The sequence below is a fragment of the Cupriavidus sp. KB_39 genome, assembly GCF_052114485.1.
Lineage (GTDB): Bacteria > Pseudomonadota > Gammaproteobacteria > Burkholderiales > Burkholderiaceae > Cupriavidus.
Genome location: NZ_JBFREV010000008.1, coordinates 113,466 through 136,766, shown reverse-complemented (window position 1 = coordinate 136,766; position 23,301 = coordinate 113,466). Strand labels below are relative to the sequence as shown.

The following is a 23,301-nucleotide window of genomic DNA, read 5'->3' as shown; positions in this document are numbered from 1 at the left end:
GGCTACGATTGTAGCCAAAAATGCTTCGACTGYGAGATTGCGCTCAATGCGTCGCTTGCACGGCTTCGGCGCGGCTGCCCTGAGCCTTCTTCWGGTTKCCGATCTCGGCCAGCTTGATCTCGACGTGGCGCGAGAACACGTAGTCGGCCGGGCGTTGCTTGTCCAGCGAGATGTCCGGGGCCATGGCGCCGGTCGTCTTCACGCCGCGCAGGGTCACGCCCAGCGCCTTGAGCGGATGCGAGAACGTGTCGGCCACGGCGGTGGCTTCGAAGCCGCTGTGGACCATGCAGTCGGCGCACTTTTCATARTTGCCGACGCCATARGCGTCCCAGTCCGTGTCTTCCATCAGTTCCTTGAAGGTCTTCACGTAGCCTTCGCCCACCAGGTAGCACGGGCGCTGCCAGCCGAACACCGTGCGCGCCGGGTTGCCCCAGGGCGTGCACTTGTAGGTCTGATTGCCGGCCAGGAAGTCCAGGAACATCGTCGACTGGCTGAATGCCCAGTTCTTGCCCGCACGGCCGCGCGACAGGATGTCGCGGAACAGCTGCTTGGTCTTGTTGCGGTTCAGGAAGTGCTGCTGGTCCGGCGCGCGCTCGTAGGCATAGCCCGGCGACACCGTGATGCCGTCCACGCCCATCGCCTTGACCGAGTCGAAGAACTTGGCCACGCGGTCCGGCTTGGCGTCGTTGAACAGCGTGCAGTTGATGTTCACGCGGAAGCCGCGTTCCTTGGCCATGCGGATGGCTTCCACGCAGCGGTCGTACACGCCTTCCTGGTTGACCGAGTGGTCATGCATCTCGCGGTCGCCGTCGAGGTGGATCGACCACACGAAGTACGGGCTCGGCTCGTACTGGTCGATCTTCTTCTCCATCAGCAGCGCGTTGGTGCACAGGTAGACAAAGCGCTTGCGGGCGATGATGCCGCGCACGATCTCGGGCATGTCCTTGTGCAGCAGCGGCTCACCGCCGGCGATGGACACCACGGGCGCGCCGCACTCGTCCACGGACTGCAGGCATTCCGCCACGGACAGGCGCTGGTTCAGGATGGGATCCGGATAGTCGATCTTGCCGCAGCCGGAGCAGGCGAGGTTGCAGCGGAACAGGGGTTCCAGCATCAGGGCGAGCGGGTAGCGCTTTTGCCCGGAGAGGTGCTTGCGAGCAATATAGGCGCCAACGCGGGCGACCTGCAGAAACGGAATGGCCAAGGGGTGCTTCCTGTGAGGGTTCGGCGGTGCGGTTCAGCCTGCCGCCGTCTGGTCGGCGAGGCGCGCATCGCGCTGTTCGGTTGTCTTGCTGGCGGGTTGTGCCAGTGCTGTGTCGGCCAATTCGGCCGGCAGGCGGAATTCCGCGTGTTCCACGATGCCTTCCATGGTCGATACCTCGACCGGCCCGAGTCGGCGTAACGCCGCGATCACGTCTTCCACCATCGCCTCGGGCGCCGAGGCCCCCGCGGTAATGCCCACGACATCGGCGTCCCGAACCCAGGCGGGATCCAGCTCGCTGCCATCGGCAATCAGGTAGCTCGGCACGCCGCTTTCCGTGCCAATTTCGCGTAAACGGTTGGAATTGGAGCTATTTGTCGCCCCGATCACGAGAATCACATCCACCCGCGACGACATCTCGCGCACCGCACTCTGGCGGTTTTGGGTGGCGTAGCAGATGTCGCGCGTGTTCGGCCCGACCAAATTGGTGAAGCGCGCCGCGAGCGCCGCAATGATATTACGGGTGTCGTCCACGGACAACGTGGTCTGCGTGATATAGGCCACGGGGGCATCTATCGGCAGGTCCAGCGTGGCGACTTCCGCTTCATTCTGGACCAGGATCACCTTGCCGGGGATCTGGCCCATCGTGCCTTCCACCTCCGGGTGCCCGGCATGGCCGATCAGGATCACGTGACGGCCGGCCGCAGCATACTGGCGGCCCTGGGTATGCACCTTGATGACGAGCGGGCAGGTCGCGTCGATGGCGTGCAACGCTCGGTGCCGGGCGTCCGCCACGACTTCCCGCGAGACTCCGTGGGCGCTGAAGATGGTGACGGCKCCACCGGGCACTTCTTCCAGTTCCTCGACGAAACGCGCGCCTTTCTGCCGCAAGCCTTCCACCACGTGCTTGTTGTGGACAATCTCGTGCCGRACGTAGACGGGAGCGCCATGCTTGACCAGCGCGCGGTCGACGATCTCGATCGCACGGACCACGCCGGCACAGAAGCCCCGAGGCTGGGCGAGTATTACCTGCATAGGGACGGCCCCCCGACCCACTGACGAATATTCAACATTTTCTTATCTTGGTATGCCGGCATCACTTTCCGGCTCACGGTGGTTACTATATACCGGTGCAGAAATTTCTGTCTGGCACGTTGGCTGCGGCCAACACGGGCTTTTGGGTCACAATGCGCGTGGTTTAGGGCCTTAACGGCCCAAAATGGCAATCTGTAGACAGGGGAACTGAAATTAACAATTGCATTTTGGTGACAGGCGCGTCGGGTTTTCTTGGCTCTTCTGTGATGCGGCAGGCCCTCGACCGGGGTTTCCAGGTCCGGGTGCTGGTGCGGGCCACCAGCCCGCGTGCCAACCTTGCCGGGTTGCCTGTGGAGGTGGTGGAGGGCGATATGCGCGACGCGGCGTCCATGTCGCGCGCGATGGCGGGCGTGCGCTATCTGTTCCACGTGGCGGCCGATTACCGGCTCTGGGCGCCCGATCCCGAGGAAATCGTCCGATCCAACGTGGATGGCACCGTCACCGTGATGGAAGCCGCCCGGCAGGCCGGCGTGGAGCGCATTGTATACACCAGCAGCGTGGCCACGCTCCGGGTGGCCGGCGCCACGGCGCCCGTGGACGAGACGGCTGCCATGGCCGGCCACGAGGCCATCGGCGCCTACAAGCGCAGCAAGGTGCTGGCCGAGCGCGAAGTGGAGCGCCTGGTCGCCGAGGGTTTGCCGGCGGTCATCGTCAATCCGTCCACGCCGATCGGCCCGCGCGATGTACGGCCGACGCCCACCGGGCGGATCATCGTCGAGGCGGCCACGGGCAAGATCCCGGCGTTCGTCGATACSGGCCTGAACCTCGCCCATGTCGATGACGTCGCGACGGGCCATTTCCTGGCGCTGGAGCGCGGCAAGATCGGCGAACGGTACATTTTGGGTGGTCAGGACGTCACTTTGCGGCAGATGCTGCAGGACATCGCCGGCATGACCGGCCGCAAGCCGCCCACCGTGCAACTGCCRCGCTGGCCGCTGTACCCGCTGGCGCGGGTGGCCGAGACCGTGGCGCGTTTCACCGGAAAGGAGCCGTTCGTGACCGTTGACGGCCTGAAGATGTCCCAATACCGGATGTTCTTCACGTCGGACAAGGCGCGGCGCGAACTTGGCTACACGCCGCGGCCGTATCAGGAGGGGCTGCGTGACGCCCTGACCTGGTTCCGCGAGGCCGGCTATCTCAACTAGCACTATTAGATACAGATAGAGCGATCGCGCTCACGAGCGGATCGGCGCCTGGGCGCGGCCTTTCCACTGGCCGCCCCGGCGTAGCCAGTAACGGCGCGCCGAATCCAGCGTCGCGCCCAGATAGAACAGCGCGGTGAGCGGCAGCAGCGGTGCCAGCCAGGCCGGTTGCCGGTATTCGTGCAGCATCGGCCGATAGCTGACCGCCATCAGGATCCACGCCAGCCACGCCGGCCACAGCGCGGCGCCACCGGCCAGCGCCAGCACGGGTGGGGCCAGGTAGGTCAGGATCATGCCGAGCGTGGCGCCGGCCAGCATCCAGGGCGAGTAGTGCAACTGGGTGTAGGCGCTGCGCGCGATCATGTTCCAGAGGCTTTCCCAGTCGTCGTAGGGACGCAGCGAGAYGCTGTCGTCCGCCAGATCGAGCCGGATCGGGCCGCCTTCCTTGATCCGCGCCGCCAGGCTGCAATCGTCGATCAACTCCCCGCGAATGGCATGGAAACCGCCGATACGGGCCAGCGCCGAGCGCCGCGCCAGCATGCAGCCACCCGCCGCCGCCGCAACGCGGCTCGACGGGTCTGCCACCCGCGCGAACGGGTAGAGTTTGGCGAAGTAGAAGACAAAAGCCGGCACGATCATGCGTTCCCAGGCTGATTCACAGCGCAGGCGCACCATCAGCGAAACGAGGTCGCGGCGCTCAGCCTCGGCGCGGGCCAGCAGTTCCGTCACCGTTTCCGGGCCATGCCAGATGTCGGCGTCGGTGAGGAAGGCGAAGCCGGCGTCCGGCATCTGCACGTCGGCGGCGGCCAGCCCCTCGGACTGCGCCCAGACCTTGCCGCTCCAGCCGGCAGGCAGGTCGCGTGCCGCCACCACGGTGAGCTGGTCGGCCTTGCCGATCGACAGCGCAGCGGCGCGGGCGATATCGGCGGTGCCATCGCTGCTGTGGTCGTCCACCACGATCAGGTGAAGCCGGCCCGCGTAGTGCTGGCCCAGCACGCCGGTCACGGCGCGGCCGATCACATCGGCCTCATTGCGGGCGGGGATGATGCCGACSACGGGCGGCCACGCGGCSGGGCGGGGGGAGGGCGCGGGCTTGCGCACGCGCCAGAAGCCGTCGCGGGCGAAGACCAGTACGCACCAGATCAGCAGGACCAGCAGGGACAATCCAAACGCCATGGCGTGCGTCAATTCCAGATTCATTTGAGAAAGCGGCGCACCAGCCGGGCCAGCCGGGGCACCGTGGTCGGGCGCAGAAGCCGCGCATCATACCCCGCCATGCGCCGCGCGTCCTCGGCCAGGCAGAGGTCGATCATGGCGCCGGGGGAGAGCGTCTGGCCCAATGTGTCGGCGGCGTTCATCGGAAAATTCGCATCCTGGGCGGCGCCGTCCACATCCACGTCAATGCCGCGCGCGATGCCGATGCGCTCGCGGATCAGGAAGAACCAGACCCGCCAGACCTTCCAGGCGAAGGCGGGCTTGCGCCACCACGGCAGGCTGGCGCGGTACCACGCCACCCAGTTCGCAAAAAACAGGATATGGCGGCCTTCTTCCTGGATCACGGGCTCAAATGTCTCGACCAGCTCGGCCGGAAAGAAGCCGGAGTCCTTGGCGGCGGCGAACAGCCCGAACGCGGCGAAGCTGTCGATGCACTCGCTGTAGCCGGTCACCAGCCAGCCCCATTCGGGGTCGGCGGGCGGCAGGTACTCGGGTTCGGGCGCCAGCGTGATGCCATACGCCTCCACCAGCTTGGCCAGCACCACCTTGTGGCGCGCTTCCTCGTCGGCATCCATCTCCAGCGCGCTGCGCAGCAGCGGGTCGCGCACGGTGCGKGCATAGCTGTGCACGCGGATGGACGCACGGCCCTCGGTCTGCACGGCGATGTCCCAGATCGGCAGCGAGGTCACCCGGCGCAGCGCATCGGGCGGCAGCACCGGCCAGTCGATCACGGACGGTTTGTAGGGGTTGTGGGTCTGCAGCAGCATGTTGCAGAACATGCGCAGGTGTTCGGGAGAGCCGATGCGGAGCCGGTCCGGCAAGGGATCGGTCCAGTGGCGCATCGCATGGTCGGCCTGCTCCACCGCTGTGCGGGCGATGGTCGCCGCCACGGCGGCGGCACGCGCCTCAGCGCTGGCGGGGGCAGACGGGCTCGGCGAACTGGCGGTGTCGGCAGGGGCGGATGGCAGGTCCGCGACGCTGCCATCGGCTTCGAAAGCTCTTTTCATTGGCGCTCCGGGCAGGGGATGCGGAGGCCATTGTATCTAGGGCCGGTCAATATCGCAGGCCAGGGTGGCCTGATTTTTTCGGGGGCGCACTGCCGGAAGCGGGATTTCGGCGAATTGTCTTACCGCGCACGCGATTCGTGTCCGGGGCGGCGATGCGGGTCGGGCGGGAATTCGGGGAAGACATCGCATTCGCCCCGCACGATGTTCTCGATGGTGGCACAGATGCCCTCGGTGCCGCGCGGGCCCACGCAGACCAGGCTGCGCGGATGGTCGGAATGSGGCGGGATGGCGTAGACGTGCATCCCTTCACGATAGAGAGGATGCCGGGCGAGCCGCTCGTTCATCAGTTCGACAAAGCGGCGGGGGCTGACAGTGGGCTTGTCCATCGCTTTTCTCCGAGAGGCATACGGGAAAAAACGGGACAAAGCGTCCCGTGCCGTGTGCCGCCACGCTTTCAGACTAGGCCGGCGGCCACGGTGGATCAAGGGCAAACAAGCGCTAACGTCGCTTAATGCCTGCCAAACGGATGTTCGATGCGTCTAATGGCGCATGTCCTTCGGATACATGCCGGGCAGTTCGCTTGCCGCGCGCTGGCCGTCGAGCATGCTGTTGCCGGCGGCCCAGCAGGCCGCTTCGGCCTCAGCCTGGGAGCCGTAGTCGGTGGCCGCCTCGATCATGCTGTCGCATTCGGCGCCTCCGCATTTCTCCTCCACCACGATGCGCCATGTATAGCGTCCGGGTGGGTCTTCCATCACATGCATCACGAGGGTGCGACGGTGGTCGGCGATTGTCGTGGGATGAGCGGACATGGCGGTTCTCCCGGAGGGCAGGGTTACGACCGGTGGTGGACTTTCAACATAGCACCGCATGGCCGCTTTGCCAGTGTCATCTGCCGCCGTGCGGCGCGCGCGGCGCCTGGCGCCTTCCGCCGCCCTGTCATTTCCAGTATCTTGTGTCGCCTGGGCAGTGGCCGCGCAACGCGGCAGCGCCCGCATTTCGCTCACCCCCAATGCTCGCCTCTCCGACACTTTCCGAACGGATCGCCTCGCTGATCGCCCATTTCGACACGGCCATTCTGCCCGCCTGGACCGGTCCCGGCTGGCGGGCAGACCTCCGGCTGGCGCATGAGGCGCTCGATGGCGCCACCAGCCAGCCCTTGCCAGACAAGCGTTTCCGGGCGATGGCCTGCGCGCGGCAACTGTACGTCTTCGCCACCGCCGGCCACCTCGCGCATGCCGATACGCTGTTCGCCTCGCTCCAGCACTATTTCGGTGATGGCGCAGGCGGCTGGATCTACAGCACCGATGCCGATGGCGCGCCGCGCGACACCACGCGCGACCTCTACACCCACGCCTTCGTGGTCTTCGCCTGCGCCCACTACCATCGCGCCGGGGGCAGTGCGGCGGCGCTCGAGACYCTGCGCCGCACCGTGGATGTGATCGAGAATCGATTCGGCGACGGAAACGGCCTCTATCACGCGGCTTTGTCGCCCAACTTTGCGGTCAACGGCGGCGGCGTGCTCCAGAACCCGGTCATGCACCTGACGGAGGCCTACCTCGCCGCGTGCGAKGTCACGGGCGATAGCTGGTTCACCGCCCGCCTGCCAGAGATGGCGGCGGCCGTGGCGGAGCGTTTCGTCGATCCCGCCAATGGCTGCGTGGCCGAGCAGCCGCAGGGCACGCCCGGCAACCGGATCGAGCCGGGACATCAGTTCGAGTGGTATTCGCTGGTGATGATGGCGCCGGCCCTGTTCGCCGATACGCCGTTGCCGGCCTCGCTGCGCCGCGCGTACGACTTCGCACGCACCCATGGTGTGATCAATGACACACTCGGTGTCAGCGCAGCGCTGGATCTCGACGGCACGCTGCAGGACGGTACCCAGCGGATCTGGGCCCAGACCGAATTCGCCCGCGCGTTGGCCGTAAAGGGCACCGTGGAGCAAGACGCGGCGCCGCTGATCGAACTCGAGCAGTGGATCGACCGCTTCCGCAGCCGTTTTCTCCATGCCGATGGCTGGCACGAATGCGTGGCGCCGGACGGCGAGGTGGTGCGCGCCGAAATGCCGTCCACCACGCCTTACCACCTGCTCACGGCCTATCAGGCGATGCGCACGCTCGGCTGAATCGGCGACGAAGCGGGCTGCTGACGCCTCAATCCATGCGCGATGCGCGCAGATCACTCTTGCGCAGCAGCGTCAGCAGCGTCTCCGCCGGCTCSGACAGGCGGCCAGCCGCCAGCGAGATAAATTCCACTTCTGGCAGCGCCGGCAACTCCTGACTGTTGACGGGCGGCACCAGCCCGCGCCCCGCCAGCGCATGSGCCCGCACGGTGATGCCGAGCCCGCCGCGCGCGGCCGCGATGCAGCCGGAGTGGCTGCTGCTGGCGCAGACCACGCGCCAGGGCCAGCCGGCCTTGGCCAGCGTGGCGAGCACAATCGAGCGCGTGACGCTGGGCTCGTTCACCAGAATCAGCGGCAGCGGCTGGCGCACGTCGATCACCGTGCCCGGCCGGGCCAGCCATTCCAGCGGCCCCCGGAACAGCGACACGCCGCGCCGGTCGCCCTCGCGCCGCTTGCCGATCATCAGATCCAGCATGCCGGCATCGACCAATTCATAGAGCTTGCCGGTCATGCCGATGGTGATTTCGAGTTCCACGTCGGGATGGGTGTCGCGGAACGCCGCCAGCACATTGGGCAGCGGGCCCTGGGCGAGGTCGTCCGARGTGCCCAGCCGCACGCGGCCGCGCAGCCGGGGCGCGCTGAACTGCGATTCTGCGCGCGCCAGCGCCTCCAGGATTAGCCGGGCGTGGACCAGCAGCGCTTCGCCATCGGCAGTCAGACGCAGGGAGTGGGTGTCGCGCACGAACAGGCGCCGCCCCACGCTGTCTTCGAGCCGGCGGATATGGTCGCTGACCGACGATTGCGAGAGGCCGAGCTGGCGGCCAGCATCGGTAAAACTGCGCGCCGTCGCCACGGTGGCGAAGGTCTGGATCCAGACGGGATTGAGCATCGGGCCATTGTCATCGGCTTTTCCGATTGCAGTCAATAACGCCAGAGGGGTTCCCGATGGGCAGCCCGGTGTTTACCATARGGTCCATTGTTCCTGGCCACTGCCGACCAGGGATTACAAAGAATCACCATGACCACCGCTTCAGCCCCCGCCAGCCCAGCCGYYGCCTCGCAGAAGGCCATGCTGTGGATCGTCTTCGCCGGCTTCTTCATGCAGACGCTGGACACCACCATCGTCAACACCGCGCTGCCCTCGATGGCGCACAGCCTCGGCGAAAAGCCCCTCGACCTCAAACCGGTGGTGGTGGCCTACACGCTGACCATGGCGATGCTGACCCCCGCCTCCGGCTGGCTCGCCGACAAGTTCGGCACGCGGCGCGTGTACTTCTGCGCCATCCTGATCTTCGTGCTCGGCTCCATCTACTGCGCCACAGCCCATACGCTCACGCAACTGGTGATCGCGCGGGTGCTGCAGGGCGTGGGTGGCTCGATGCTGCTGCCGATCGGCCGGCTGGCCGTGCTGCGCAATATCCCGGGCGAGCAGTACATCGCCGCGCTGGCGTTCGTGTCGATCGCCGGGCAGGTGGGGCCGATCTTCGGCCCGGTGCTGGGCGGCTGGCTGGTGCAGAGCGCGTCCTGGCACTGGATCTTCCTGATCAACGTGCCGGTGGGGCTGGTGGGCCTGCTGGCGGTGCGCCGCTACCTGCCGGCGGGGGAGGCCGGCGTGGCGCCGCCGTTCGACTGGGTCGGCTGCGGGCTGCTGTCGCTATGCATGGTGGCGTTCTCGCTGGCGCTGGACGTGCCGCACGGCGCATCCCACGCGCTCCTGTGGAGCCTGGGGCTGGCCGCCGTCAGCATCGTCGCCGCGCTGCTTTATATCCCGCATGCACGCCGGCACGCCACGCCGCTGTTCCGGCTGGCGCTGTTCCGCGAGCCGAACTTCAGCGTGGGGCTGGTGGGCAATCTGGTCTGCCGCATCGGTTCCGGCGCGGTGCCGTTCCTGCTGCCGCTGCTGATGCAGTTGCAGCTCGGCTATTCGCCGTTCCATTCGGGCCTGATGCTGCTGCCGGTGGCGGTGGCCGGGACCGTGTCCAAGCGCTGGATCGTGCCGCTGGTCAACCGCTACGGCTACGACAACTTCCTGCTGGTGAACACGCTGATCGTGGGGGCCTCGATTGCCTCGTTCGCGGCGATGTCGCCGGGCTGGCCGCTGGCCCTGTCCATCCTGCAACTGGCCACGTTCGGGGCCTCGAACTCGATGCAGTTCGCGGCCATGAACAGCGTGACGCTGAAGGGCCTCTCGCGCGAGGACGCCGGCAGCGGCAACAGCCTGTTCTCGATGGTGCAGATGCTGGCCATCGGCCTGGGCGTGACGATTGGCGGCGGGCTCGTCAGCCTGTTCTCGAACGAGCTGGGCGTGGCCGCGCCCGCCTATCGGCTGGCCTTCCTGGCGGTGGGCATCATCACGCTGCTGTCGGCCTTCGTGTTCCGGCGACTGGACGGCGAGGCACTCAATCCGGTGCGCCGCGCGGTCTGAGCCCGGTCTGAGCCCTAGCTCTCACTCGGTCACGCCGTTCTCATGAAGCAGCCGTTCGCATTCGTCCAGCATGTCATGGGCGAAGGCGGACTGGTAGTTCGGATCGAGCGCTTCCATCATCTCGTGCGTCGCGTAGAGGCCGGCTTCCCGCGAGAGCGATTCGGACAACTGGCGCGCGAACTGATCGCTCAGCTCCGAGAGCAGGCGCCGTTCCGATAGCGCCAGTTGCAGCTTGGAGCGCGACAGCCACATCCCGGCCAGCGTGGCGCCCTGCGCGTCGGTCATCCATTTGCCGTGTTCGTAGAACGCTGCCAGCCGCTCGGCCGTCAGCGCGAACAGCAGCGCCTTGCGGGTGTTGAAATCGATGCGGGGCGGGGGCGTGGTGGGAATCATGCCAGCCGCTCGCGCAGCCACTGGCCGATATCGGCAATTTCTTCCAGGCAGACCGAGTGCGGCATGCGGTACGTGTGCCAGGCCACCGGCTGCTCCCGCGCGGTGAGGAAGTCCCGGGCGCGCGTGCCCAGGCCCAGCGGCACCACGTCGTCCTCCGTGCCGTGCGCGGCGAACACCGGCGTGGCGGCATTGGCGGGCGTGGCCTCGGCGGCGATCAGGTCCGGCGAGGGGATGTAGGTCGAGAGCGCGATCACTCCGGCCAGCGTCTCCGGGTGCGTCAGCGCCGTGGTGTAGGCGATGGCGCCGCCCTGCGAGAACCCGGCCAGCACGATGTGGCTGGTCGGCACGCCGCGCGCGTTCTCGCGCGCGATCAGCGCGCGGATGGCCTCGCACGAGGTGCGGATGCCCGCCTCGTCGGCGCGCCGGCCGGCTTCGTCGAGCGAATAGATGTCATACCAGGCCGGCATGACGTAGCCGTTGTTGCAGGTGACGGGAATCGCCGGGGCATGCGGGAAGATGAAGCGCACCGCCAGCGTGGCGGGCAGGCCCAGTTCGGGCACGACGGGGACGAAATCGTTGCCATCGGCGCCAAGGCCGTGCATCCAGATCACGCTGTGCGTGGGGTTTGGCGCGGTCTCGAGGTCAATCGCGGGCAGAAGGGTGCTCATGGGCCGGTTCCTTGAAGTCTGGTGCAGACGTGCGCATGCCGCCCCGGAGTGGGGGCGGCATGGCATCGAACGCGGCGAGTATCGCACAGCCGGGCATGCCGGCCGGGCGAAGGAACGGTCAGGCGGCCGAGGGTACGATGGGGACGGTGGTCAGGCCCGGCGCCACGCGCGCGGGCTGCGAGGCCGGCGGCAGGGCGGGTGCCCCGGGGGTCGGCGACATGGCCGCATGGCGACGGTCCGCCACGCCTTCGACACCGGTCGCGCCCACTTCCTCGAGGAACGAGATCATGTTGCGGTAGTAATCGACTTGCATCTGCGCTTCCAGCAGGCGACGCTCTGCCTGAAAAAGCGTCAGCCTCATGTCTTGCAGTTCCTTCTCGGCGATCTTCTCTGGCGTCGGCGGACTGAACAAGTTGGCAAGCGAACGCATGGCAGTTACCTCCAGGGCTGTCTTACGGCTGGGTGATTCGGGATGTGCGCGCCATAGGTCAAATATAGTCGATTCGCCGCGAGGTACACGATGGGTCACCACAATGCATGTGGCGTCGCCCACAAGGATGATTGCCGCCACTTACCTGGATGAGTAGATTGTTCGCCCATTGGCCTCCCGCCCCGTGATTGCGGGGATCCGGGCGCGATCCGGGGCGATTCCGGCGCCATACTTTGTGATTACTACCGGCGGCTGTGTGACGTAATTGCCTGTCATGGTCAACATTGCAAAGCGGACCGCCGGCGCCCATCCGATGAAAAAAACAACACGCGCGTGGGTGGCGCGCAACAGCAGGTGATCTGCACGCATCAAACATACGTACGAATGGCGCGCGGCTGCCGCATCCACTGCGGGTAAAATGCCGGGCCAGCCGCTTCCGCGATGTGCGGTGTGCTGCCCGTCATGCCATCCTGCCCCCTCCGAGTGACTCCCCATCCTGCCGTCGCCCGCTGCCTGCGCCTGTGGCTCGCGCTGCTCTGCTGCCTGCTGCTGCCCACTTCGGTGGTGGCTGCAGTCGCCGCGGTCGCTGCCGCGCCGGTGCGCGTGCTTGTCGTCACGTCGAACGCCCACCTGCTGCCCGCCGCCGAAGCCGCCTTCCGCGCTGCGCACGGCAACGCGCTGGCCATGTTCACCTTCCGCACCGATGCCCCGGACGCCGCAACGCTGGCGCACGCCGATGTCATCTATGCACGATTCGCCCCGACCRCGGTGCTGCGCGCGATGGCACCCGGCGTGCGCCAGGCCGCCGCGCGTGGTGCGCTGGTCTTCGGCGCCCCGGCGGAGAGCGTCGATGCGGCGTGGGGCCCGGTAGCGGCCCGGCGCGATGTTGCCGATGCCGCGCAGCCCTATTGGGAAGCGGGCGGCGTGGACAACCTCGCCGCCTTCCTCGCTCTCGCCGTGGCGGCGCGGCAGCGCATGCAAGGGCTGCCGGCGCAGGACGTGATCGCCGTGCCCGCCGTGCGCCCTGCGCCGGCGGCCGGCATCTACCATCCGCGCGCGGCGCAGCCGTTCRCGTCGCTGGCGGACTACCTCAAGTGGTACCGGCAGGCCGGCATCGTTGCCGACGGCGCGCCGCYGGTCGGCATCGCCTTCTACGCCACCCACTACCGCCAGCGTGACCTCGCCCATATCGACGCCCTGATCGCCGCGCTCGAGCGCCAGGGCGTGGGCGCGGTGCCGGTGTTCGGCTGGCCGCTTTCCGGGCTCGATGCGCTGGTCACGCAGGATGGCGTGTCGCCGTTGCGCGCACTGCTGGCGCTGAACCTGACCATTCCGCGCGCCGAGGACAAGGACTGGCTGGCGCGGCACGGCCTGCACACGATCAACCTGATTGCCACGCGCGACAGCGAAGCCGGCTGGCGTGCCGATGTGCGTGGCATCGCCGGGGAGCGGCTGCCGCTGCTGCTCACCGCGCCCGAGCGCAGCGGGGCGACCGAGCCGATCCTGTTCGCCACGCAGGAAGGCGGGGAGGGGAGCCAGCGCAGCGCGGCGGTGCCCGAGCGCGTGGAGGCCATCGTGGCGCGCGTGCGCCGCTGGATCGCGCTGCAGGACAAGCCGCCCGCCAGCAAGCACGTGGCGGTGCTCTACTACAACAACCCGCCCGGGCGCGGCAATCTCGGCGCCAGCTACCTGGCCACGCTGCCGTCGCTCACGCAGATCCTGCAGCGGCTGCGCGCGGCGGGTTATCAAACGGGCGATGAGCTGCCAGACACCGCCACGCTGACCGCGCTGCTGGAAGCGAACGGGCGCAACATCGAAACCTGGTCGCCCGGCGAGCTGGCGCGCATGGTGCGCGGCGGCCACGTCACGCTGCTGCCGATGGCGCAGTACCGGCGCTGGTTCGACGCGCTGCCGCCCGCCTTCCGCGCCGCCGTCACGCAGGCCTGGGGCCCGCCCGAGCGCAATCCGCTGATGGTGGCGCGCGACCCACAGGGCGAGCCGGCCTTCGTGATTCCGGGCCTGCGTTTCGGCAATGTGTTCGTCGGCCCCCAGCCGCTGCGCTCGACCTTCGCGCGCGCGATGGATACCTCGCACGACACCATCACGCCACCGCCGCATTCCTACCTCGCCGCCTATCTCTGGTATCGCCATGCCTTCGGCGCCGATGCCATGGTGCACGTGGGCCGGCACGGCACGCTGGAGTGGCTGCCGGGCAAGCAGGTGGGGCAGGCCGGTGACGACAGCGCCGAAGTGCTGCTCGGCGACCTGCCCAACGCCTACGTCTACATCCAGGATGGCGGCGGCGAGGCGGTCCAGGCCAAGCGCCGCAGCGCCGCCGTGCTGGTGAGCCATCTGTCGCCGCTGCTGGCCAGCGCCGGCCAGCCGCCCGTGCTGGCGCAGCTCGACGAAGCCATCGAGCAGGCCGAGGCCACGCGGGGCAGCTCGCCCGAGCTATCGGCGCAGTACCGGCAGCAGGCCATCGCCCAGATGCGCACGCTGAAGCTCGACCAGCAACTGGGTCTCGATGCCGACGCGCCGTGGGGGCAGATCGAGCCGATCCTGCACGCCTTCCTGCAYAAGGTGGAGGCCGAGCCGATGCCGCTGGGCATCCACGCGCTCGGCGAGATGCCGCCCGAGGCCGATCAGGCGGACGCGCTGRCGCTGCTGCTGTCGTCCCAACTGCGCAATTCCGCCCATGACGCCCGGGTGCACGGCTGGGCCGAGGATCTGGTCGCCGGCCGCGCGCCGTCGCTGGACGGACTGGCCGACGATCAGGCGCCTGCTGTGCGGGCCGCGCTCCAACTCGCCCGGCAATGGCTGGCCGATCTGCGCGCATCGCCCCGGGGCGAACTGGATGGTCTCGTCACCGTGTTGTCGGGCCGCTATCTGCCGACCGGGCCGCTCGGTGACCCCGTGCGCACGCCCGACGGCCTGCCCACGGGCCGCAACCTCCATGCCTTCGATGGCGCGAAGATCCCCACGCCGGCAGCGTGGGCGCTCGGCAAGACCATGGCCGCGCAGACGCTGGCGCGCTATCGGCAGGAAACGGGGCGGCTGCCGGAGTCGGTGTCGATGGTGCTCTGGTACGGCGAAACGGAACGGCATCAGGGCGCGATGGAGGCCGAGGCGTTCTGGCTGATGGGCGTGACGCCGGTATGGAACGCGCGCGGCGGCGTGGAGGACGTGCGGCTGATTCCCGATGCCGAACTGGGCCGGCCGCGTGTGAACGTGCTACTGACGATTTCCGGCATCTACCGCGATGGGTTTGGCGACAAGGTGGCGCTGCTTGACAAGGCCGCGCGGCTGGCCGCTGCCGCCGGCGACAACGCCATCAGCCGTCACGACCGCACGGTGGCCGCCGCGCTGGTCGCCCGGGGCACGGACCCGGACACCGCCGGCAAACTGGCCCGCGCCCGCGTGTTCGCCGCCAAGCCCGGCAACTACGCCATCGGCGTGCAGCAGATGGTGGAGCAGAGCCGCGATGCGCAGGACGGCCCGGACGCCCTCGCGCGGCAGTACCTGCGCTACATGAACTTCGCCTATTCGGCCGAAGGCTGGGGCGCCAGCGCGCCGGATGCGCTGGCGAGCCATCTGGCCTCGAACGAGGCCGTGCTGTTCTCGCGCACCAGCACGCTGTACGGCGCGCTGGACAACGACGATACCTACCAGTACGCCGGCGGCCTGACCGCCGCCACGCGCGCGGTGCGCGGGCAGGCGCCGCGCTTCTGGCTGCACAACCTGCGCCGCGCCGGCGAGACGGATACCGTGGATGCCCGCACRTGGCTGGCCACGGAGTTGAAYGCGCGGCAATGGAACCCGAAGTGGATCGGCGCGATGCAGCGCTCGGGCTATGCCGGCGCGCGYGAGATGTATAAGGAGATCGAGCATCTTTACGGCTTCCAGGCCACCGTGCCGGAGCAGATGCCGGGCGAGTTCTGGCAGCGCACCTATGACGTCTACGTGGCTGACAAGCTCGGCCTCGGCATGGACGCCTTCTTCCGGCAGGCCAATCCGCACGCGCAGCAGGGCATYCTGGCGCGGCTGCTCGAGGTGGACCGGCAGGGCAGCTATCGCTTCACGGACGAAGAACGCGCCGAGCTGCTGCGCCGCTACGCGGATGCCGTGCGGCGGGACGGCCTCTCSTGCACGGCCAATACTTGCGGCAACCCGGTGCTGATGGCGCACATCGCGCAGGCGGGCCGGGCCGCGCGGGTGGACCCGGCGCTGCTGCACGCGCTGGGCCGGGAGTTGGCCGATGCGGTGGTGGCGCCGGGGCCGGTGGCGCGGCCGTCGATGACGGCGAAGGCTGCGCCGACGCCGACGCCGACGCCSRCGCCCGCGCCCGCGCCAGCACCCGCCCCATCGCCACAGGCCGACCGCGCCCAGTCGGTGACGGGTCAACACCTCGTTCCGCGCGTGGCGCCGGTAGCGGCGGCATCGCCCGCCCGCTCGCACCATGGCCCGATAGCGCTGGCGCTGGCYTTGCTCGCCATCGCGCTGGGCGCCTTCCGGGAATGGCGTCGGGCGCGGCGCGCGGCGCCATCACCGTCGTCCGCCGCCGATGGACAGCCACCCCACATCTCTTTATCCTGATCGCCTTCACGCGACCCGCCCCGCCACTGGATTCCGCATGCACACCGCCATGATCCCCGCCACCCTCGTYGCCGGCTTCCTCGGCAGCGCCGCGCTGTCGGCGCGCTGACCCATGCACCTGCTGTCCACCCGGCCCGGCGGCTTTGTCGAGGACAGCGCTGTCGTGCTGCGCATCGCGCAGACGCCCGGCGAGATCGTCGTCCTAAGCGCGGCAGATACCACGCTGTCGCTGCTGGCCGGCGCGGTGCCGCGCCTCGGCCCCGGTTACCCGTCCGTGCGGYTGGCCAACCAGATGTACCTGCGCCAGCCGGCCTCGCTCGATCTCTATATCGACGAAGTGCTCCAGCACGCGCGCGTGGTGGTGGTGGACCATCTGGGCGGCGTCAACGACTGGGCTTACGGGCTGGAGCGGCTGCCGGAACTGGCCCGCGCGCGTGGCCAGTTGCTGGTGATGGGGTCCGGCGATCTGGCCGAGGACGACAACCTCGCCCGGCACGGCAACGCGCCCGCCGCGCTGTCCCATCAGCTCTGGCACTACCTGCGCGAAGGCGGCGCCGGCAACGCCGAGCAGTTTTTCCGCTGTCTGGCTCACCATGCCTTCGGCTGGGGCACACCCGCGCTGCCGCCGCAGGTGCTGCCCGAAGCCGCCATCCATCACCCGGAACGGACGGTCGCCACCGTCGAGGACTGGGCCGCGCGCTGGGCCGCCCACGGGCTGGCAGACGACGCCCCCGTGGTGGCGCTGCTGTTCTACCGCTCGCACCTGCAGGCCGGCAACACGGCCGTCTTCGACGCCATCGCCGATGCCTTGCTCGATGCCGGCCTGCGCCCGCTGCCGCTGGCGGTGACCTCGYTGAAGGCACCGCTCTGCCGTGAAGTGCTCCAGCGCCTGTGCGATGCGCACGAGGTGGCGCTCGTCCTCAACACCACGGCGTTCGCCGTCGCCTCGCTCGACAGCGTCGATGGCGAGGCGGACGCCCCGCTCGCCAACGATGCCCCGGTACTCCAGGTGATCCTGAGCGGCGGCAATCGCGAGGACTGGCTGGCCGACAGCCAGGGGCTGGGCACGCGCGACGTGGCGATGCACATCGCGCTGCCCGAGGTCGACGGGCGGATCATCACGCGCGCGGTCAGCTTCAAGGGGCTGGCCTACCGCTGCCCGCACACCGAGGCGGACATCGTGCAATACCAGCCGGACGCGGAGCGCGTGCGCTTTGTGGCGGAACTGGCGCACCGCTGGTGCCGGCTCCGCACGCTGCCCAACGCCGGGAAGCGCGTGGCGCTGGTGCTGGCCAACTATCCGGCCAGCGAAGGGCGCATCGGCAACGGCGTGGGGCTCGATACGCCGGCGTCGGTCGTGCACATCCTGGCCGCCCTCCATGCCGAGGGCTACGCCATCGACGCGCTGCCGGAGAACGGCGATGCGCTGATGCAGGGCCTGACGCGCGGCATCACCAACGACCTCGACCAGCACGCCGTGCGGCCCGCGTTCCAGAGCGTGACGGTGGACGACTACCGGCGCTGGCTGGCGGCGCTGCCGGCGGCGCTTCAGGACGCGATGACCGCGCGTTGGGGCGCGCCCGAAGCCGACCCGATGGTGCGTCAGGGCCGCTTCATGATCGCCGGCGTGCGCACCGGGCAGGTGTTCGTCGGCATTCAACCCGCGCGCGCCTATGGGGTGGACGGCGATGGCCTGGATGGCTACGCSAGCTATCACGATGCCGAACTCGTGCCGCCGCACGGCTACCTCGCGTTCTACTTCTGGCTGCGCCACGTGTTCGGCATCGACGCCATCGTGCACGTGGGCAAGCACGGCAACCTCGAATGGCTGCCGGGCAAGAGCGTGGCGCTCTCCGACGCCTGCTGGCCGGACGCCATCCTCGGTCCGCTGCCGCACCTGTACCCGTTTATCGTCAATGATCCGGGCGAGGGCGCGCAGGCCAAGCGCCGCACGCAGGCCGTGATCATCGATCACCTGATGCCGCCGCTCACGCGCGCCGAGAACTACGGGCCGCTGCAGGATCTGGAGCGGCAGGTGGACGAGTACTACGAGGCGCTGACCGTGGACGCGCGCCGCGCCCGGCTGCTGCGCAAGGAGATCCTGGCGACGATTGTCGGCCAGCAGCTGCACACGGAACTGGGGCTGGCGGCGCCGGCCGGCGGCGAGGAGGAAGACGCGCTGCTGAATCGCACCGATGCGTGGCTGTGCGAACTCAAGGAGTCGCAGATCCGCGATGGCCTGCACGTGTTCGGCCAGTCTCCGGCCGGCGTGCAGCGCCGGGACACGCTGGCGGCGCTGGCGCGTTTTCCGGTGGGCGATGGCCGGGACGCCCGGGCGGGGCTGCTGTCGGCGATGGGCGCCGACCTCTCGCTGGGCGACGACTTCGACCCGCTCGACGCTGACTGGGCCGCGCCGTGGCTGGGGCCACGCCCGGCGCTGCTGGCGGACATCGACGCCGGCCCGTGGCGCCACCATGGCGACACGCGCGAGCGGCTGGAAATGCTGGCMCTGCGCCTGCTTGACGGGGGGCTGGACGACGAGGCACCCCTGCCGCACACCGCGCAGGTTCTCGCCCGGCTGCGCCAGGAAGTGGCGCCACGGCTGGACGCCTGCGGCGCACAGGAACTGACGCAGCTAATGCGCGGCCTCGCCGGGCGCTTCGTGCCACCCGGCCCGAGCGGGGCGCCCTCGCGCGGCCGGCCGGATGTGCTGCCCACCGGCCGCAACTTCTATTCGGTGGATACCCGTGCGGTGCCCACGCGCACGGCGTGGACGCTCGGCCTGCGCGCGGCCAACCTGCTGATCGAACGGCACCTGCAGGAACACGGCGAATATCCGCGCGCGGTGGGCCTGTCGGTCTGGGGCACGGCGACCATGCGCACCGGCGGCGACGACATCGCCCAGGCCATGGCCCTGCTCGGCGTGCGGCCCAAGTGGGCGCAGGGCAGCCATCGCGTGGTGGACTTCGAGATCCTGCCGATGGCCAACTTCGGCCGCCCGCGCGTGGACGTGACGCTGCGCGTGTCCGGCTTCTTCCGCGATGCCTTCTCCAACCTCATGGCGCTGTTCGACGCCGCCGTGCGCGCCGTGGCGGATCTCGACGAGCCGGCGGACGTCAACCCGATCCGCGCCCGCGTGCTGGCGGAGCAGGCGCGGCTGCAAGCCGAGGGCGCCGCGCCGGACGAGGCGCGCGAGCGCGCCGGGTGGCGCGTCTTCGGCGCAAGACCCGGCGACTACGGCACCGGCCTCCAGGCCCTGATCGACGGCCGCCAGTGGCAGGACGACGCGGACCTCGCCCACGCCTACCTGCACGCGGGTGGTTACGCCTACGGGCAGCGTGCCGATGGCATCGACGCGCGCGACGCCTTCGCCACCCGGCTGGCCGAGATCGACGCCGTGGTGCAGAACCAGGACAACCACGAGCACGACCTGCTCGACGCCAACGACTACTACCAGTTCCAGGGCGGCATGGTGGCCGCCGTGCGGCATCTGGGCGGCGAACAGCCGGCGATCTATCACGGCGATCACGCCAACCCGGCCGCGCCGCGCGTGCGCACGCTGGGCGAGGAAATCGCCCGCGTGATCCGGGCGCGGGTGGTCAATCCCAAGTGGATGGATGGCGCGCGCCGGCACGGCTACAAGGGCGCGTTCGAGATGGCCGCCACCGTGGACTACCTGTTCGGCTACGATGCCACGACGCGCGTGGTGGGCGACCACCAGTACGCGCTGGTGGCGGACGCCTACGTCCACGATCCCGTCAATCGCGAATTCCTCGCCCGGCACAATCCGCGCGCGCTGCAAGGCATCTGCGAGCGGCTGCTGGAGGCCATGGAACGCGGGCTCTGGCAAGAACCGGGCGCCCAGCGCGGCCGGATCGAACAACATCTGCTCGATAACGAGCAGCGCATCGAAKGTCAATCCTTATGAGTCCCGTCACCGTCGTGCGACATCCGTTTCCGTTCAGCGCCCTGGTCGGCCAGGCGCGGCTGCAACAGGCGTTGCTGCTGGCTGCCGTCGATCCCGGCATCGGCGGCGTACTGGTCACCGGGCCGCGCGGCACGGCCAAGTCCACGGCGGCGCGCGCGCTGGCGGAGCTGCTGCCGCATGGCCACTTCGTCACGCTGCCGCTGGGCGCCAGCGAGGAACAGCTAACCGGCACGCTGGACCTGAGCCACGTGCTGCAGCAGGGCGAGGTGCGCTTCGCGCCGGGCCTGCTGGCGCGCGCGCACGAGGGCGTGTTGTATGTGGATGAGGTCAACCTGCTGCCGGACCCGCTGGTGGACCAGCTGCTCGACGTGGCGGCCAGCGGCGTGAACGTGGTGGAGCGCGATGGCGTGTCCCATCAGCACGCGGCGCGCTTCGTGCTCGTCGGCACGATGAATCCGGAGGAGGGCGAGTTGCGCCCGCAGCTGCTCGACCGCTTCGGCCTCGCGCTGGCGCTCGACAACTACGCCGACCCGGCCACGCGGCAGGCCATCGTGCGCGCCCGGCTGGCGTTCGATACCGACCCGGAGGCGTTCCGCGCCGCCGTGGCGACGGCCCAGCAGGCGCTGGCGGCGCAGGTCGCCCGGGCGCGCGGCGCGCTCGGCGGGCTGGATTTCTCCGATGCCGTGCACGCCCATGTCAGCGCGCTGTGCCTGGCGGCGGCGGTGGATGGCGTGCGGGCGGACCTCGTCATGCTGCGCGCCGCACGCGCGCTGGCCGCGTGGGACGGCGCCCCGGCGGTGACCGTCGCGCATGTGGATGCCGTGGCGGAGCTGGTGCTCCATCATCGTCGCCATGCGGGGTCGCCGGCATCCCCCGAAGCTGGCCAAGTGGATTCGGCCGGGGAGCGTGCCACGGCGCCCGCGCCGCAGGACAACCCGTGGGGCGCCATGCCGCCCCCGGCTGACACCGCCGCCGGCATCGCCAGCATCAAGCCGCTGCGCGCCTTCGGGAATCGCCCGCCAAAAAAAGCCTGAGCCACCGGCAGGCCGCCGGGCAGGTCCGGCAAGGCGGCAACCGGTGGCAGACTCCGCGTCCGATGCCACGTCCCGCCACACCGGGCGCGGGCGTGCCCGGGGCGCGCATCCACTGGCCGCGCACGCTGGCGGCCAAGCGGCAGGCGCGGCTGGCCGCCGAGCACCTGCGCCACCGGCGGGCCGATGCACGCGCTGGCGTGCTCCACTGCGTGGCGCTCGACTGTTCCGGCTCGATGACGCAGGGCGAGCAGCTCGCGCTGGCCAAGGGCGTGCTCGTGCGGCTGCTGGAGCGCGCCTACCAGTCCCGCGCGGACGTGGCGCTGGTCTGCTTTGCCGGACAGCAGGCCGAAGTGCGGCTCGCGCCGTCGCGCGCACGGTACTGGAACGCCGACTGGATCCGCCCGATTGCCGGCGGCGGCGGCACCCCGCTGGCGCTGGGCGTGGCGCGCGCCGGCCAGTTGCTCGAGGCGCAGGCCCGCCACCGGCCGATGCAGCGGCGCTGGCTCTGGCTGCTGACCGATGGGCGCAGCGGTGAACTGCCGCCCCGGCCCGCCTGGGCCGATCACGTGGTGGTCGTCGACGTGGAGCGACGCGCCGTGGCGCTCGGCCGCTGCCGCGCGCTGGCCACGGCGTGGGACGCCGACTACCGCGACGCCGCCGCATTGATCGACTAAGTTCGACTAAAAGCCACCCTTGCGCCACATCCCCCTTCCGTGGGGCATGCCCGGCCTAAAGTCCCGGACCCGACTGGCCGTTAGCCCATCGATAGCCCCGACACGCAACGACGAACAGCGGGGCACTACGAGGAGCGGACGGCATCATGGCTTGGGACAACTTGAGTATGCGCACGCGGCTGGGCGCGGCGTTTGGCGTGGTCGTGCTGTTGGTGGCGGTCATGATGACACTGGCGCTCGGGCGCATTGGCGAGCTGGAGCAGCGCGCGGCGGCCGCGCCGGACAAGCCCGCCGCCACGGCTCAGGCTGTGCCCCCGAACGAGGACAACACCCGCACCTGGATTTGGGGCCTGGGCGGCGCCGTGCTGCTGGCTAGCGTGGTGTGCTGGTTCCGCCTGACGCGCGCCATCGAGATCCCGCTCAAGGAGGCCGAGTTCATCGCCGAAACCGTGGCGGCGGGCGACCTCAGCAAGGAATTCGAGACCGAGCGGGGCGGCGATTTCGGCCGCCTGCTGGGCGGGCTGGGCGAGATGGAGGACATGCTGACGGACCTGGTCACGCGCATCAAGGCGTCCAGCGATTCGATCTCGTCGGCGTCGCACCAGATTGCCGCTGGCAATACCGATCTGTCCCAGCGCACCGAGGAACAGGCCGCCACGCTCGAGGAAACGGCATCCAGCATGAGCGAGCTGACCGCCATGGTGAAGCARAACACCGAGCGCGCACGCACGGCCAACGGGCTGGCGGCGTCCGCGTCTGGCGTGGCCGAGCGCGGCGGCGCCATCGTCGGCAATGTCGTGGAGACCATGCAGGCCATCAGCGCCAGCTCCCGCAAGGTGACGGACATCATCGCCGTGATCGAGGGCATCGCCTTCCAGACCAATATCCTGGCGCTGAACGCCGCCGTGGAAGCGGCACGCGCGGGTGAGCAGGGGCGCGGCTTCGCCGTGGTGGCGGGCGAGGTGCGCACCCTGGCCCAGCGCAGCGCGGCGGCGGCCAAGGAAATCAACGTGCTGATCAACGATTCGGCGCGGCAGGTGGAGTCGGGCTCGTCGCTGGTGGGGCAGGCCGGTCAGACCATGGCGGAAATCGTCCAGTCGGTGCGGCATGTGACCCAGATCCTGGGCGAGATCGCCGAGGCCTCCGAGCACCAGAGCGGCGGCATCGAGCAGGTCAACGAGGCGGTGGCGCAGATGGACGAGGTGACGCAGCAGAACGCCGCGCTGGTGGAAGAGGCCGCCGCGGCGTCTGCGGCGCTGGCCGAGCAGGCCCAGCAACTCCAGCATGTGGTGGGCGAGTTCAAGCTCGACGACGAGCCGGTCCGGCCGGCGGCACGCCAGGCGCTGGGCGTCCAGGCCAGGCTGGCGCGCGCCTGAC

General features: G+C 69.3%; 18 protein-coding genes. 8 read left to right on the top strand and 10 right to left on the bottom strand.

What is annotated here, in order from left to right:
• Positions 1–43: 43 nt before the first annotated feature.
• A complete protein-coding gene (gene hpnH / locus AB4Z27_RS08895; RefSeq protein WP_441644282.1) occupies positions 44–1,204 on the bottom strand; it encodes an adenosyl-hopene transferase HpnH in 1,161 nt (386 codons plus the stop codon).
• A gap of 33 nt (positions 1,205–1,237) precedes the next feature.
• Complete coding sequence (gene ispH / locus AB4Z27_RS08890) at positions 1,238–2,236, bottom strand: 4-hydroxy-3-methylbut-2-enyl diphosphate reductase (RefSeq protein WP_092297108.1); 999 nt, start codon at positions 2,234–2,236, stop codon at positions 1,238–1,240.
• Positions 2,237–2,448: 212 nt separating this feature from the next.
• Here ispH and hpnA point away from each other — a divergent pair, with 212 nt between their 5' ends.
• Entirely contained in the window at positions 2,449–3,441 is a 993-nt protein-coding gene (hpnA, locus tag AB4Z27_RS08885) for a hopanoid-associated sugar epimerase (RefSeq protein WP_441644302.1), read from the top strand.
• Between the two features lie 30 nt (positions 3,442–3,471).
• Here the strand turns inward: hpnA and AB4Z27_RS08880 are convergent, their stop codons facing one another.
• The 4 genes from AB4Z27_RS08880 to AB4Z27_RS08865 form a co-directional block, all read right to left on the bottom strand.
• Positions 3,472–4,614, bottom strand: a complete 1,143-nt coding sequence (locus AB4Z27_RS08880) for a glycosyltransferase (protein ID WP_441644301.1) — start codon at positions 4,612–4,614, stop codon at positions 3,472–3,474.
• Positions 4,615–4,634: 20 nt separating this feature from the next.
• On the bottom strand, positions 4,635–5,543 hold the full coding sequence (locus tag AB4Z27_RS08875) for a ferritin-like domain-containing protein (RefSeq protein WP_211943569.1): 909 nt from the start codon (positions 5,541–5,543) through the stop codon (positions 4,635–4,637).
• 236 nt (positions 5,544–5,779) lie between these two features.
• Positions 5,780–6,046 (bottom strand): hypothetical protein, encoded by a 267-nt coding sequence (locus tag AB4Z27_RS08870; RefSeq protein WP_092297117.1) that lies wholly within the window; start codon positions 6,044–6,046, stop codon positions 5,780–5,782.
• 153 nt (positions 6,047–6,199) lie between these two features.
• The gene (locus tag AB4Z27_RS08865; protein WP_092297120.1) at positions 6,200–6,469 is read right to left on the bottom strand and encodes a hypothetical protein; all 270 of its coding nucleotides are present in this window, start codon (positions 6,467–6,469) and stop codon (positions 6,200–6,202) included.
• Between the two features lie 200 nt (positions 6,470–6,669).
• On the opposite strand from AB4Z27_RS08865, the gene AB4Z27_RS08860 reads away from it, so the two are divergent.
• Positions 6,670–7,782 (top strand): AGE family epimerase/isomerase, encoded by a 1,113-nt coding sequence (locus tag AB4Z27_RS08860; RefSeq protein ID WP_441644281.1) that lies wholly within the window; start codon positions 6,670–6,672, stop codon positions 7,780–7,782.
• Between the two features lie 28 nt (positions 7,783–7,810).
• Here the strand turns inward: AB4Z27_RS08860 and AB4Z27_RS08855 are convergent, their stop codons facing one another.
• On the bottom strand, positions 7,811–8,668 hold the full coding sequence (locus tag AB4Z27_RS08855) for a LysR family transcriptional regulator (protein ID WP_441644280.1): 858 nt from the start codon (positions 8,666–8,668) through the stop codon (positions 7,811–7,813).
• Positions 8,669–8,797: 129 nt separating this feature from the next.
• Between AB4Z27_RS08855 and mdtD the strand changes: the two genes are divergently transcribed.
• Positions 8,798–10,204 (top strand): multidrug transporter subunit MdtD, encoded by a 1,407-nt coding sequence (gene mdtD / locus AB4Z27_RS08850; RefSeq protein ID WP_441644279.1) that lies wholly within the window; start codon positions 8,798–8,800, stop codon positions 10,202–10,204.
• 21 nt (positions 10,205–10,225) lie between these two features.
• On the opposite strand, the gene AB4Z27_RS08845 is transcribed toward mdtD, so the two are convergent.
• From AB4Z27_RS08845 to AB4Z27_RS08835, 3 genes are all read right to left on the bottom strand, one after another.
• Positions 10,226–10,597 carry a hypothetical protein gene (locus AB4Z27_RS08845; protein ID WP_177219960.1) on the bottom strand — a complete coding sequence of 124 codons (372 nt, stop codon included), beginning with the start codon at positions 10,595–10,597 and terminating at the stop codon, positions 10,226–10,228.
• A complete protein-coding gene (locus AB4Z27_RS08840) occupies positions 10,594–11,265 on the bottom strand; it encodes an alpha/beta hydrolase (RefSeq protein ID WP_092297131.1) in 672 nt (223 codons plus the stop codon). Before AB4Z27_RS08840 ends, AB4Z27_RS08845 begins: the two co-directional genes overlap by 4 nt.
• Before the next feature lie 118 nt (positions 11,266–11,383).
• A complete protein-coding gene (locus AB4Z27_RS08835) occupies positions 11,384–11,695 on the bottom strand; it encodes a hypothetical protein (RefSeq protein WP_092297134.1) in 312 nt (103 codons plus the stop codon).
• A 483-nt stretch (positions 11,696–12,178) separates the two neighbouring features.
• On the opposite strand from AB4Z27_RS08835, the gene AB4Z27_RS08830 reads away from it, so the two are divergent.
• The 5 genes from AB4Z27_RS08830 to AB4Z27_RS08810 all read left to right on the top strand — a co-directional run bounded on the left by AB4Z27_RS08830 (position 12,179) and on the right by AB4Z27_RS08810 (position 23,300).
• Positions 12,179–16,288, top strand: coding sequence for a cobaltochelatase subunit CobN (locus tag AB4Z27_RS08830; RefSeq protein WP_441644278.1), 4,110 nt, complete (start codon positions 12,179–12,181; stop codon positions 16,286–16,288).
• Positions 16,289–16,400: 112 nt separating this feature from the next.
• Positions 16,401–20,216: a cobaltochelatase subunit CobN gene (gene cobN, locus AB4Z27_RS08825; protein WP_441644277.1), complete on the top strand. Its 3,816-nt coding sequence runs from the start codon at positions 16,401–16,403 to the stop codon at positions 20,214–20,216.
• On the top strand, positions 20,213–21,250 hold the full coding sequence (locus tag AB4Z27_RS08820; RefSeq protein ID WP_441592889.1) for an ATP-binding protein: 1,038 nt from the start codon (positions 20,213–20,215) through the stop codon (positions 21,248–21,250). Before cobN ends, AB4Z27_RS08820 begins: the two co-directional genes overlap by 4 nt.
• A 62-nt stretch (positions 21,251–21,312) precedes the next feature.
• Positions 21,313–21,924: a vWA domain-containing protein gene (locus tag AB4Z27_RS08815; RefSeq protein WP_092297147.1), complete on the top strand. Its 612-nt coding sequence runs from the start codon at positions 21,313–21,315 to the stop codon at positions 21,922–21,924.
• A gap of 146 nt (positions 21,925–22,070) precedes the next feature.
• Complete coding sequence (locus AB4Z27_RS08810; protein ID WP_441644276.1) at positions 22,071–23,300, top strand: methyl-accepting chemotaxis protein; 1,230 nt, start codon at positions 22,071–22,073, stop codon at positions 23,298–23,300.
• Position 23,301 lies beyond the last annotated feature (1 nt).

Excerpts from the sequence above, each read along its gene's own strand:
- AB4Z27_RS08865 (WP_092297120.1), bottom strand. The coding sequence starts at position 6,469 with ATGTCCGCTCATCCCACGACAATCGCCGACCACCGTCGCACCCTCGTG.
- AB4Z27_RS08845 (WP_177219960.1), bottom strand. The coding sequence starts at position 10,597 with ATGATTCCCACCACGCCCCCGCCCCGCATCGATTTCAACACCCGCAAG.
- AB4Z27_RS08840 (WP_092297131.1), bottom strand. The coding sequence starts at position 11,265 with ATGAGCACCCTTCTGCCCGCGATTGACCTCGAGACCGCGCCAAACCCC.
- AB4Z27_RS08835 (WP_092297134.1), bottom strand. The coding sequence starts at position 11,695 with ATGCGTTCGCTTGCCAACTTGTTCAGTCCGCCGACGCCAGAGAAGATC.
- AB4Z27_RS08820 (WP_441592889.1), top strand. The coding sequence starts at position 20,213 with ATGAGTCCCGTCACCGTCGTGCGACATCCGTTTCCGTTCAGCGCCCTG.
- AB4Z27_RS08815 (WP_092297147.1), top strand. The coding sequence starts at position 21,313 with ATGCCACGTCCCGCCACACCGGGCGCGGGCGTGCCCGGGGCGCGCATC.